The sequence below is a fragment of the Dyadobacter sp. BHUBP1 genome (assembly GCF_050587785.1).
Lineage (GTDB): Bacteria > Bacteroidota > Bacteroidia > Cytophagales > Spirosomataceae > Dyadobacter.
This window is the reverse complement of sequence record NZ_JBOBIH010000003.1, coordinates 229,731-242,469: the sequence shown is the minus strand read 5'-3', so window position 1 is coordinate 242,469 and position 12,739 is coordinate 229,731. Positions and strand designations below refer to the sequence as shown.

Below are 12,739 nucleotides of genomic sequence, written 5' to 3'. Positions count from 1 at the left end.
TTGATAACCGAAGTTTATCATAAAAGAGCCGACGGCCGATAGCCGACCGCCGAGGTCTTACATAAACCCCAGTTCAAGTTTCGCCTCTTCTGACATCATTTCGGTCGAATACGGCGGATCGAAGGTCAGCTCCACGCTCACATCGTTCACGCCTTCCACTTCGCGGATCTTCTGCTCCACTTCCCCGGGAAGCGTTCCTGCCGAAGGGCAGGAAGGCGACGTCAGCGTCATCGACACAAATACATTATTGATCGGAAACACTTTCAGATCATATATCAATCCCAGCTCATAAACGTCGACCGGGATTTCCGGGTCGTAAACCGTTTTAATGGCGCGGATCACTTCTTCTTTCAAATCTGCCTCTGACATCGCAAGGTCTATATTAAATGTTATGCATTCACTGATTTGGCTTGGAAAGCAAAGCCGTACGCTTTCATTTGTTTGAGCATTGCCGCCAGTCCGTTGGACCGGGTTTGTGCCAAATGCTGATGCAAACCGACTTTTTCCATAAAATACACATCGGCTTTGGCGATCTCCTCGGGAGTGTGTCCCGAAAGCACCTTCACCAGCATGCTTACCAGCCCGCGCACGATAATTGCGTCGCTATCCGCCTCAAATTTCAAAAGATCGCCATCCATGTAAGCATTCAGCCACACCCGCGACTGACATCCTTTGATAATATTATCCTCGGTTTTGTACTGCTCTTCCAACGGCGGGAACTGCTTTCCGAGATCGATAATGAACTCGTATTTACTCTCCCAGTCATCAAACAATTCAAAATCCGAAATTAGTTCGTCCTGTATTTCGTTTATGGTCATTGTGTAATTCTTTTTTTAAGCCGCTGCCGTGCGGGTTTCAACCCAGTTGATGAGTTCTTCGGCTTCCTCCAATCCTTCTTTTGAGACAACTACATTTCGTTCACCATCGTAGGCCATCGACAGGTGCAGAATGTTATAGATGCTATTAAATGCATCCAGGGCCTTTCGATCTATTTTACGAAGATTCTCCTGATACCATTCGGCACTCTTCCTTCCCTTCTTTCCTCCGATAAGAACATCTAATGCGATCAGGACACCGGAATATGCCGCATGTCCAGCCAGCTTAACATACTTCTTATCCTGGTAATATTTCCCCTCCTTCTTAGCCTTATCCCTGAGTAATTCTTTTGCATTATCAAGGTATCTTCTGGCTTCCTGCAAATTATCTTCCATAATGTGTACATAGTCTTAAAGGGATTAATGCCAGTAATTTAAAAAATTATCCCAACATCCGCTTCACCTTATGCAGCCCCTGAATGAGCTTATCAATTTCCTCGGTCGTGTTATAAACAGCAAACGACGCACGTGAGGTTCCGGTAATGCCGAAGCGGTTCATCAATGGCTGGGTGCAGTGGTGACCCGTGCGAACGGCGATGCCCTGCTGATCAAGCAAGACGCCGATATCCTGGTGGTGAATGCCGTCGATGACAAACGATAACACGCTTACTTTGTCCTTCGCCTGGCCAATAATGCGCAATCCTTCGATCTCTTTCACTGCTTCGGTGGCATAGGCTAACAATTCGTTCTCGTAAGCTGCAATATTCGGCTTACCCAAAGTATCTACATAGTCCAATGCAAACTTAGCAGCCACCACATCTGCGATGTTAGGAGTACCGGCTTCGAACTTGTAAGGCAGCTCATTATAGGTCGTTTTGGCGAAAGTCACTTCTTTGATCATCTCCCCGCCCCCGCGGTACGGAGGCATCGCATTCAGCAAATCGCGCTTGCCGTAAAGGATACCCATGCCGGTTGGCCCGTATATTTTATGCAGGGAAAGCGAATAGAAGTCGCAATCCAGGTCCTGCACGTCAATTTCAATATGTGAGCTCGCCTGCGCGCCGTCGATAAGCACTTTCGCGCCTACCGCGTGGGCTTTGGCGATAATTTCCTTGATCGGGTTGATGGTACCCAATGCATTGGAGACATGGACGACCGAAACGAATTTGGTTCTTTCCGTGAGCAGCTTCTCATATTCGTCCATCAAAAGCTCGCCCTGATCGTTGATCGGAATCACTTTCAGAATGCAGCCTTTCTCTTCGCAGAGCATTTGCCAGGGCACGATGTTGGAATGGTGCTCCATGGTTGAAATGATGATTTCGTCGCCTTCTTTCAGAAATTTCCGGCCGTAGGACGATGCCACCAGGTTGATACCGTCTGTTGTCCCATAGGTAAAAATGATTTCCTCCGGATATGCTGCGTTCAAAAACGCCTGCAAACGCTTCCGCGACTGCTCGAATGCCGATGTCGCTTTTTCGGCCAGATGGTGAATCCCGCGGTGTATATTGGCATTGTAATGCTCATAGTAACCCGACAGCGCGTCCAACACCAACCTAGGCTTCTGGGTCGTTGCAGCGTTATCGAAATAGACGAGTTGTTTGCCATTGACGACTTCGTTCAGGATCGGGAAGTCGTTGCGGATGGATGCGATATTGAGATTGTGGCTCATTGTGATTCGTCATTTAAGAAAAATACCCAACCCCAAAAATGGCGGTTGGGTACCAGGAAGTGTATTAATCGGGGGCCATAAGGCCCGTAAAAGCTATTTCGAAGCCAGCTTCTGCGTGATCACGTTTTCGAGGTATTCGCGAACCGAGTCGATCTTGATCTGCTGAACCACGTCGGCACAGAATGCGAACATCAAAAGCGACATCGCTTCCGATTGCGAAATTCCGCGCGAACGCATGTAGAACAATGCCTCCTCGTCTATTTGCCCGGTAGTCGTACCGTGCGAGCATTTCACATCGTCGGCAAAGATTTCCAGCTGCGGCTTGGTGTTCATCGTCGCGTCGGGCGACAATACAATGTTCTTACAAGACTGGAATGCATTGGTTTTCTGTGCATCCGGGCGAACGAAGATCTTTCCATTAAAAACACCTTTCGATTTATCGCGCAAAATACCTTTATATAGCTCGTTGCTTTCCGAATTTGGCTTCTGGTGGTCGGCAACAGTGTGGTTATCCACGTGCTGGGTGCCATCCGGGAAGTACAAACCGTACATATGCGCATCGCAATGCTCGCCGTCCAGAACGATGTTCAGGTTATTGCGTGTGAATTTGCCGTTCAGCGTTACAGTACCTGCATAAAAATGCGAGCGGTCGAGCATGCGCACTTGCGTGGTACCGATGTGATAGGCATTCTCGCTCTCGTTCTGTACTTTATAATATTGTACGTTAGCCTCTTCTGCCACATGAATTTCAGTCACCGAATTGGTGAACGAGCGCTGGTCGCCCAATGTACGGAACGCCTCAGCCAGCTTGACATGCGCGTTTTTACCTACCGAAATGATATTGCGCGGCTGGCTGCCCACATTCTTCTCGCGCGCATCGCTCACGAAGCGCAGAATAATCGGGTGCTCCACCGACTGGTTATCCGGAATATGGATAAACACGCCGTCCTGCGCAAATGCGGTATTCAATGCCGTAAATGCATCGCTGGCTTCTTTGGTAAGCTCGTTGAAGTACGACGCCACTTTCGCGGGATCGTTTTTGTAGGCATCTGCCAAGGAACTGATCGTGATCTGGCCAACTGGTGAAATGATTGCCGATAGTTCCGCATTGTAGCGGCCATTCACAAAGTACAGGATATTAGCCTCCTGCTTGGGAACTTTGAGATCTTCCAACTCGGCAAGGCCGATGGAGCTTTCTGCATTGAAATCGTAAGAAACGCTGATCAGGTCTCTTACATTACTATATTTCCACTCCTCGTGCTTGATCGTCGGGAAGCCTAATTGCTCAAAAAGGGCCAGTCCTGCGCGCTTTTTCTGGTGAAATTCAGAAGACGCCTCACCATTCATCACCGCCTCACGGGCATGGAAATCAGTGATCAGTCTGGTTTTTAAATCTATGGTCTCGTTACTCATCGATAATGGGGTATGGTGCTGTATGGGGTTAAGTTTTGTCAGACAATGCGCCTTTTACTTAACCAACCGCTTCAACTTCCGCTTTGATCCAATCGTAACCTTTTTCTTCCAGTTCAAGGGCGAGCTCCTTCGGTCCGGATTTCACGATGCGGCCTTTGTACAATACGTGTACATAATCAGGCACGATGTAATCCAACAGACGCTGGTAGTGCGTCACGACGATCGTCGAGCGTTCAGGAGAGCGAAGCGAGTTCACGCCCTCGGCCACGATACGAAGTGCGTCGATATCCAGGCCCGAATCTGTTTCATCCAGAATCGCCAGTTTCGGTTCAAGCACCGCCATCTGGAACACCTCATTACGTTTTTTCTCACCGCCAGAGAAACCTTCATTCAATGCGCGTTTCAACAGGGAGTCGTTCATACTCACCAGCTTCGCCTTTTCACGCACCATTTTCAGAAACTGGGCAGCGTCCAGCGGGCTTTCGCCTTTATATTTACGGATTTCGTTAACAGCCGTTTTCAGAAAGTTGATGGTCGTAACGCCCGGAATTTCCACCGGATATTGGAATGCGAGGAAAATACCTTCGGCGGCTCTTTCCTCAGGGGCCATTTCAAGGATATCTTTTCCATCAAAAACTACATTTCCGCCAGTAACCTCGTACTCTTCCCTTCCTGCCAACACCGAAGCCAAAGTACTCTTACCGGAACCATTGGGCCCCATAATCGCATGCACTTCACCCGGCTTGACTTCCAGATTGATGCCTTTTAATATTTCCTTACCTTCAATGGAGGCACGCAAGTCATTAATAGAGAGCATAACTGATTTATACTTAAAAGATAGTTCGTGGTAATTTCCCGCAAAAGTAATACGCATTAGCCGTAAATGAAAATGAGCGTCAATGTCTTAAACTGCGGGACACTCATTTTGTACAACCTTTTTAAGGAGCAGGATGTTCCCGCAGAGCAGATATTTATACCTTAAACGGTCAGAGAATAAACGGGTTGAAGAAAGGCCGGTTTTTAATTCCCGAAGAAACATTTACTTTGCGCCCCCAGCGTTCCAAACACTTCATTTATGGCTATTAATCCGATATCCGGGTTTCCCGTCGGTGTATCCTCCGAAACCGGCACTCTCAAAAGGCTCCTGATCCACAGTCCCGACCGTGGCCTGGGCAAAGTAGTACCCAGCAAGGCGCAGGACTGGCTTTTCGAGGACATCGTGCATCTGGATACCATGCGCAAGAAGGAGTATGATTATTATGTAAAGCTGCTTCTGTACTTTCTGGACCCCGAAAAGATTAAAGGCAAGCTTGCCGAAATCAACGACGACCCTACCCGCTCGTTCTTCATTCCGGGAACTGAGAAATATTTCGCTTCCGACCACGTGGTGGACATTCAGCGGCTGCTCGGGGACATTTTGGAAGATCCCAGTATCCGCATTAAACTCACCGCCGCCATTTGCGGGATCGAGCGCTGCTCCTACCAGACCCAGGAAGAGCTGCACCGCTTCGATGCGCACGAGCTGGCGCGTATTTTTATCTCAGGGTATTGTTCGGATAAAAGAATGCTTTTCGCGCCGCTGCCGAACCTGATTTTCACGCGGGACATCGGCATTGTAATCAACGACCACATCCTGCTCAACAAACCGGCCAAAGCGGCCCGCACGAGAGAATCGATACTGGCGCAGTTCGTATTCTTCTACCATCCGATGTTTGCCCATTTAAAACAAAACATCCTTGAAATACCTGAAAACGAGCGGCATTTCCTGCTGCCTGACGATGAAAAGGCGAGCGACTACCACCGCTGCACGCTCGAAGGCGGCGATGTGATGATGGTCGCGCCGGGGCATTTACTGATCGGTTGCAGCGAGCGGACGTCCATTTACGCCGCGCAGCAGGTGATGAAGATATTGTTCGACAAAAATGTGGTTGAGAAAATTACCATTATTAAAATCCCCAAGAAGCGGGATTACATGCATATCGACACCATTTTTACGCAGGTCAAAAAAGATACATGGGTGCTGTTGAGCTCGCTCGCACGCGTAGGCGACGAGGCGCGAAAGAAGGATGTGCTGCATTTTTTCGCGCCGGTGGATGTGAATAAGGAGTTCAGGATACTACAATTTGTGAAGGGCAATGAGCAGCAGCCGCGTGAGATCGAAAACCTGGAAGATCTGCTGGCCGAAATCAGCCGCGACGACCTGGGCGTCAGTGGAAAAGTACGTTTTATTTACTCGGGCGGAAATGAATTTCCGTATGGCGAGCGCGAGCAATGGACCGACTCCTGCAATTTGCTCGCATTACGCGACGGCGTGGTGATCGGCTACGACCGCAACGACAAGACCCTGGAGGCATTCAAGAAAGAAGGTTTCAAGGTGATAACCGCCAAAAGACTGCTCGAAAAATTTGAACACAACGAGCTGGTACCGGAAGATTTAACCGACACATTCATCACGCTGCCTTCGGCCGAACTCTCCCGCGCGCGCGGCGGCTCACATTGCATGAGCATGCCGCTGTTACGTGGCTAGTCCCACTGAATTTTAGACTTGTAATCGAGCCGCCAGAATCGTAAATTGCATTAAGGACAATACCTGACAATACATGACATTTTGTTACGAATTACATTTCCAATAACCACCCTATACTCCTATGCGCGTCATCACTTCATCCGCTCAAATCCAGCCGCAATCTACCTGCCGGATCATGATGATCAGGCCCGTGCGGTTCGGTTTCAATGAGGAAACCGCCGGAAGCAACGAGTTTCAGCAGGAGTCGTTCGCGCAGCAGACCAAAGGCACAGCCCAGCAGGTGGCCCGCGAAGAATTCGACCTGATGATCGACCAGCTTCAAAAGGCTGGCCTGGAACTGCATATTTTTGATGATACCGACGAGGTAGACCGCCCCGACGCCGTGTTCTCCAACAACTGGGTCTCCTTTCACCAGAGCGGCAAAGTGGTACTCTACCCGATGATGGCCGAGAACCGCCGCCGGGAACGCCGCCGGGACATTATCGAATCGCTTGCAAATGATTTCAAGGTTGAAGAAGTGATTGACCTAACCCATTTCGAAGCAGAAGGCAAATTTCTGGAAGGTACTGGCAGCATGGTGTTCGACCGCCGCTACAAAATCGCCTATGCCTGCCTGTCCCCGCGTACGCACAAGGAAGTGCTCGACGCATTCGCGGACGCTTTGGGTTATGAAATCATCACATTCTCGGCATCCGACGAGCACGACAAACCCATTTACCACACCAACGTACTCATGTGCATCGGCGATATTTTCGCGGTAGTGTGCCTGGAAGCGATCAAAGATCCCGATGAGCGGTTGATGGTCAGGTCCGTACTGGAAGAAACCCACAAGGAGGTGATCGAGATATCCCTGGAACAAATGCGGCATTTCGCCGGCAATATGCTGATGGTGCGGAACGGGAAAGGCGACAAATTCCTGGTCATGTCGACCCAAGCCTACGATTCGCTTACCCCCCGGCAAAGGGACCGGCTTGACGACTACGCGCTGCTGCTGCACACCGACCTTTCGGTGATTGAGGGGAACGGAGGCGGCTCGGCCCGATGTATGATGACAGAAATTCATTTGCCGGTCAAATAACAAAAATGCTCCGGTTCTGCGGAGCATTTTTGTTATTCTATAATCCTCATCAATTTATTAGTCCTTCAAATCGGCCTTTACCTTATCAATTTTTTCTTTGGTATTGGCCTTGAACTCGTCCCACTTGTCGGCGGTCTCATTCTGAGCGCGTTTCCAGGAAGCCTGCAACTCCTCTTTTTCAGCATTCAGTTCCTTTTTGCGTTCCTGCCATTTGGCTTTTTCCTTGTCTGCCGCCTTGTCGATTTTGGCGTCGGCTTCTTCTATTTTACGGTCGAGCTTGCCAATGGCATCGTCGATCTCTTTCTTCAAATCGTCTTTATCCTGCTTCACTTTGGCCTCAAAATCATCCCCTGCTTCCTTGATATCGGCTTTGGCTTCGGCCACGTTTTCGTCCATATCGTTTTTAGCTTCCTCCACCGTCTCTTTGGCGGAGTCCTTTGTTTTGTCTGAACAGCTCGTCAATGAAAGTGAACCAGCGAGCAGCAGAGAAGCGACAATCCAGGTGATCTTTTTCATGTTTTTGGGTATTAAAGTTGATTTCAGTTACTGTGCAAATGCTATTGTGTGAGCAAAAATCTTACCAGCCCGCAAGGCGTATAGTCACGCAATTTTTGTAGAAAATTCTTCTCAGACGGCCGGAAGTCGTTGAACTTCGCACCAGACTGCGCGGTTAAGCGAAAGGAGAAGTATTGAAACTATTGGCATTTATGATCAGCTTTGCATTTTTATTAATATACTCCTAAACCTATATGCTCAAAATCTCTATTACCGGCGCTCTTGCTGCTTTCCTCATTTTTCACGATTCCGGGCAGGCATTGGCCCAGAGGGATTCACTGCAAGCGCGGGATCTTCGTGAGGTAACTGTGCACGCATTTGAATCCGAAAAAGATCCGCTCACCACTACTGCAACCGTAGGAATGCTTACACCGCGCTCGCTGGGCCGGTTTTCAAATTATACCTGGGCCAATGCTGTCAACACGATCCCGGGTGTGCGCATGGAAGAACGTTCACCAGGCAGCTACCGGTTTTCGGTACGCGGAAGTCTGATACGCTCCCCGTTTGGTGTACGCAATGTAAAGTTTTACTGGAATGGCATCCCGTTCACCGATGCGAGTGGCAATACGCCCTTGAACTCGATCGATTATGGCGCTATTCAAAGTATGGAGGTGATCAAAGGGCCGGGTAGCAGCATTTATGGCGCGGGTACCGGAGGCGTGGTACTGATGCAAAGCCGCCCCGACAACGAATTCCAGAACCGTGTGGAGCAGAGTATGAGCTTTGGGAAATATGGCTTCCAAAGCCGCAATTCAACCTTGCAGATCGGTGATATTTCCGTTCAATATGGCCATAGCGAGCAGGACGGCTACCGCAACCACAGCGGCATGGCACGTGACGCGATCCGGTTTACATCCAGTTCGAGCATTGGTGAAAAGGGTACCCTTTCATTGCTGGGAATGTATTCAGATCTGTATTACCAGACTCCCGGAGGCATTAACCTTGCCCAATATCAGACAGACCCCAAACTCGCCCGCCAGTCGACGGCAACAGTGCCCGGCAGCGAGGTCCAAAAAGCGGCTATTTATACCAGACTCGCATTGCTGGGCGGCAATTATGTATTGCCGCTGTCGGACAAATGGACGCAGTCGACCGCATTGTACCTGACCTTCACCGATTTTGCCAATCCGTTCATTTCCAACTTTGAGAAAAGGGATGAAAACGGGATTGGAGGGCGGAATATCTGGCAACACAAGTCGGAATGGGGCAATGTGAAGACTAACTGGACCAGCGGTTTCGAATGGCAGTATGGCAAATCAGCGCAGCGGAACTACGATAACAAAGGCGGCGTTGCCGACAAACAGCAAACCGTAGAGGATATTCGTACTGCCAACCTTTCGGTGTTCAGCCAGCTGGAAGCAACTTTGCTCACCGACCTGACCCTGAGCGCAGGTTTAAGCTACAATACTTCGAAATACAAATACGAACGCTATTTTCCGCTCCCATTCGGCAAAGATCAAAAGACTTTCGACGGCATATTCATTCCGCGCTTTGCGGCTAACAAGGTCATTGCCGGCAACTGGTCGGTTACCGCGTCATACAGCGGCGGGTTCTCGCCTCCTACTTTGCAGGAAGTACGTCCGTCGGCAGGTGGTTTCCGCAAGGACCTGGAAGCTGAAAAAGGCAGTAACACCGAAATAGGCATCCGCAAAGTCGGAAAAGTCATTTCAGGAGAAATCAGTCTGTACCATTTCGGCCTGCGCAGTGCGATCGTGCGCCGGCTTGACGAAGCGGGGGCCGAATATTTTGTTAATGCAGGAAAAACCAAACAGAATGGCGTGGAATGGAGCGTCAATTGGGACGTCCTTTCCGATCCAAAACTGCCGGTTATGCTGAAACTCTGGAATACGGGCACTTACACCAAATATACCTATGAAGAATTCCGGCAGGCCGACACAGATCTGAGCGGGAAACTCATCCCTGGTATTCCGCGTTTCTCGCAGTCGACGGGCCTGGACGTGCTGCTCAAATACGGCATTTCGGCATTCCTGACCTACCAGCATGGTGATTCGTTTTATCTGAATGATGCGAACACGGTCAAAAACACCGCCTACAACCAATGGATGGCGCGCGTGACCTGGAAGAAAAGCTGGGGACAGCATTTTTACAGCGAACTATCGGCATCCGCAGAAAAGGTCAATGCCGGCATTTACAGCCTTGGTTACGACCTGAATGCATTCGGAAACCGTTATTACAACGGCGCGCCGAAAAATAACCTCTGGGCCGGTGTGAAGATCGGCTGGGAGTGGCAGAAAAACTCAAAATAATGCATTTATACATCCATATCCCCTTTTGCAAACAGGCTTGCCACTATTGCGACTTCCATTTCAGTACCAACACCACCCACAAACGTGCCGTAGTGGAGGCCATTGCACGGGAAATTGTTTTGAGGCGGTCGTATTTGCCTGACGGGGATATGGAGACCATTTACTTTGGCGGAGGCACGCCGTCGATGCTCAGTGAAGCGGAGCTGAATTTTCTGCTTGAAACCATTCACCGGCAATTTCGGGTGGCGCCCCATGCTGAGATCACCCTGGAAGCCAACCCGGATGACCTGAATGCGTCCAGCTTGCAAATGTTTGCCAAGGCGGGTATTAACCGCCTCAGTATCGGCATTCAATCATTTCATGAGCCGCATTTACGTTTTATGAACCGTGCGCATTCCGCGATGGAAGCCGAGCAATGCGTAGGACTGGCGCAGCAGGCTGGTATCGACAATATCTCCATCGACCTCATTTACGCGATCCCCGCCGAGCGTCACGATATATTGCTGAGTGATTTATCCAAAGCATTTACACTGAATGTCCCGCATATTTCAGCTTACTGCCTCACCATCGAACCACAAACAGCATTTGGCAGCTGGCTAAAAAAGAAAAAGATCAAACCGATCGAGGAAGAATATGCGGCGCAGCAATTTGAAATACTCGTCAGTTCCCTGCGTGAAAATGGTTACGAGCAGTACGAAATCTCCAATTTTGCCCGAAACGGCCTTTACAGCAACCATAACAGCTCTTACTGGAAACAGCATCCCTACCTGGGCGTAGGTCCGAGCGCGCACTCCTACAATGGCGCAAGCCGCGAGTACAATGTTTCCAACAATGCCAAATATCTGGAAGCGCTTCAAAAAGACATCATTCCCACGACTATTGAAACACTTTCTGCTGCCGACCAGACCAATGAATACCTACTAACGGGCCTGCGTACCAAATGGGGTGTTGAACTACAAAAACTGGAAACGCTTTCGGCGGGAGGATTCGGAGTACAAGCCAAAGATGCGTTAGAACGAATGACCCGCAAAGGCTGGATCAGGGAGGATTCGGGGATATTGGTACTTACCCAGGCCGGCAAGCTCTTCGCCGACCGCATTGCAAGCGATCTGTTTATTGACTAAAAAAATCGCCACGCTGCAAGCAGCATGGCGACTTCCGACCGATTGTCGAACAATAACAGCTTATACCAACTCTGCATTCAATGTGATTTCCGCATTGAGCAATTGGGAAATAGGGCATTCCTTTTTCGCTTTGTCGGCAACCTGTGCGAACTGCTCCGCGCTGATACCCGGAACCTGTGCTTTCAGGTCAATTGCGCTTTTGACAACCTGACCTTTCGCGGGGTCCAGCGAAACGGTAGCGGTAGCATTCAGCTCGTCGGCAGTGAAACCGGCAGCATTCAGTTCGAAGCTCAGCTTCATGGCAAAACATCCGGCGTGTGCGGCGGCAATCAGCTCTTCGGGGTTTGTGCCCTTACCATCCGCGAAGCGGGTATTGAAAGAGTACTGGGTGTTTTCCAGAACTGTGCTCTGCGTGCTGATCGTACCTGTACCTTCTTTGCCGGTACCTTTCCAAATGGCTGTTGCTTTACGGTTAATCATCGTTGTTCCTTTTAATGTTGATCCTAAATCGTTGTTTCCGGGAAAAGTAGCACGCAAACGATATCTACGCAAACAATCCCTGCATTAAAAACACAATAATTACTTACCGTCCTCTGTTCCAGTATGTGCCTCCCTGTGGTGCATGGTACGGCGTTTTTTAGTTAATAAAGGTTAATGCCCGTCCGGGATTTAAACTTTATAATTGCATCATCATCTAATCACAAATTTTTAACAGATTTTCCATTTTCTCAACTCACAAGTCATGAACAGAAAACTCTTGCCCCTGCTACTGCTCGCTGTCCTTGCATTATTCCAAAGTTGTACTGGTCCGAAAGGAGATCCAGGGCCCCAAGGTGTTCCAGGGGATTCTTACGTGGGACAAACTTTCGATATTGTTAAAGTTGACTTTACCTCTGCCAACAAATATTCCTATACTTTGAATTTTAAGCAGCAGAATATTAAAGTAGTGCCAACGGATGCCGTGCTTGTATATGTGTATTGGAACGATGCAGGTGGCTTGAAAGCTTATCGCCCGCTCCCGCAGACAGCCTATCTTACTAATCCGAATGGCATCATTACTTATAGTTTCGATAGAACTGACGAGGATATGATGATCTTCATGGACGGCAATGTAAACTTGGGGAGTTTGGCAACCGACTGGACCCGCAATTTCGAGTTCCGTGTAATAGTCATCCCTTCCGACCCGCTCAAACGTGCCAATGCTGACGTGGATCTGAACAACTACGAAGAGGTCGTAAAGGCATTCAACATCGACGAATCGAAAGTGAAGAAAATTTCAGCCCAATAAGGA

General features: G+C 49.3%; 13 protein-coding genes. 5 read left to right on the top strand and 8 right to left on the bottom strand.

Annotated elements, in window-relative coordinates; all coding sequences use genetic code 11:
* Window positions 1-57: 57 nt before the first annotated feature.
* The 6 genes from ACQ4MZ_RS13255 to sufC form a co-directional block, all read right to left on the bottom strand.
* On the bottom strand, window positions 58-369 hold the full coding sequence (locus ACQ4MZ_RS13255; RefSeq protein WP_430845558.1) for an SUF system Fe-S cluster assembly protein: 312 nt from the start codon (window positions 367-369) through the stop codon (window positions 58-60).
* A gap of 20 nt (window positions 370-389) precedes the next feature.
* Window positions 390-818: a SufE family protein gene (locus ACQ4MZ_RS13250; protein ID WP_430845557.1), complete on the bottom strand. Its 429-nt coding sequence runs from the start codon at window positions 816-818 to the stop codon at window positions 390-392.
* A 15-nt stretch (window positions 819-833) separates the two neighbouring features.
* On the bottom strand, window positions 834-1,211 hold the full coding sequence (locus ACQ4MZ_RS13245) for a DUF5618 family protein (RefSeq protein ID WP_430845556.1): 378 nt from the start codon (window positions 1,209-1,211) through the stop codon (window positions 834-836).
* A gap of 46 nt (window positions 1,212-1,257) precedes the next feature.
* A complete protein-coding gene (locus ACQ4MZ_RS13240) occupies window positions 1,258-2,484 on the bottom strand; it encodes a SufS family cysteine desulfurase (RefSeq protein ID WP_430845555.1) in 1,227 nt (408 codons plus the stop codon).
* A 93-nt stretch (window positions 2,485-2,577) separates the two neighbouring features.
* Complete coding sequence (sufD, locus tag ACQ4MZ_RS13235) at window positions 2,578-3,897, bottom strand: Fe-S cluster assembly protein SufD (protein WP_430845554.1); 1,320 nt, start codon at window positions 3,895-3,897, stop codon at window positions 2,578-2,580.
* Between the two features lie 58 nt (window positions 3,898-3,955).
* Complete coding sequence (sufC, locus tag ACQ4MZ_RS13230) at window positions 3,956-4,714, bottom strand: Fe-S cluster assembly ATPase SufC (RefSeq protein ID WP_223400430.1); 759 nt, start codon at window positions 4,712-4,714, stop codon at window positions 3,956-3,958.
* Between the two features lie 258 nt (window positions 4,715-4,972).
* Between sufC and ACQ4MZ_RS13225 the strand changes: the two genes are divergently transcribed.
* Window positions 4,973-6,424 carry an arginine deiminase family protein gene (locus ACQ4MZ_RS13225; RefSeq protein WP_430845553.1) on the top strand — a complete coding sequence of 484 codons (1,452 nt, stop codon included), beginning with the start codon at window positions 4,973-4,975 and terminating at the stop codon, window positions 6,422-6,424.
* 121 nt (window positions 6,425-6,545) lie between these two features.
* On the top strand, window positions 6,546-7,502 hold the full coding sequence (gene ctlX, locus ACQ4MZ_RS13220) for a citrulline utilization hydrolase CtlX (protein ID WP_430845552.1): 957 nt from the start codon (window positions 6,546-6,548) through the stop codon (window positions 7,500-7,502).
* Window positions 7,503-7,559: 57 nt separating this feature from the next.
* On the opposite strand, the gene ACQ4MZ_RS13215 is transcribed toward ctlX, so the two are convergent.
* Window positions 7,560-8,018: a hypothetical protein gene (locus ACQ4MZ_RS13215; RefSeq protein WP_430845551.1), complete on the bottom strand. Its 459-nt coding sequence runs from the start codon at window positions 8,016-8,018 to the stop codon at window positions 7,560-7,562.
* Window positions 8,019-8,251: 233 nt separating this feature from the next.
* Between ACQ4MZ_RS13215 and ACQ4MZ_RS13210 the strand changes: the two genes are divergently transcribed.
* Window positions 8,252-10,324 carry a TonB-dependent receptor gene (locus ACQ4MZ_RS13210; protein WP_430845550.1) on the top strand — a complete coding sequence of 691 codons (2,073 nt, stop codon included), beginning with the start codon at window positions 8,252-8,254 and terminating at the stop codon, window positions 10,322-10,324.
* Entirely contained in the window at window positions 10,324-11,448 is a 1,125-nt protein-coding gene (gene hemW, locus ACQ4MZ_RS13205; protein ID WP_430845549.1) for a radical SAM family heme chaperone HemW, read from the top strand. Before ACQ4MZ_RS13210 ends, hemW begins: the two co-directional genes overlap by 1 nt.
* A gap of 60 nt (window positions 11,449-11,508) precedes the next feature.
* On the opposite strand, the gene ACQ4MZ_RS13200 is transcribed toward hemW, so the two are convergent.
* Window positions 11,509-11,928, bottom strand: coding sequence for an OsmC family protein (locus ACQ4MZ_RS13200; RefSeq protein ID WP_430845548.1), 420 nt, complete (start codon window positions 11,926-11,928; stop codon window positions 11,509-11,511).
* 262 nt (window positions 11,929-12,190) lie between these two features.
* Between ACQ4MZ_RS13200 and ACQ4MZ_RS13195 the strand changes: the two genes are divergently transcribed.
* Window positions 12,191-12,736, top strand: a complete 546-nt coding sequence (locus ACQ4MZ_RS13195) for a hypothetical protein (protein WP_430845547.1) — start codon at window positions 12,191-12,193, stop codon at window positions 12,734-12,736.
* Window positions 12,737-12,739 lie beyond the last annotated feature (3 nt).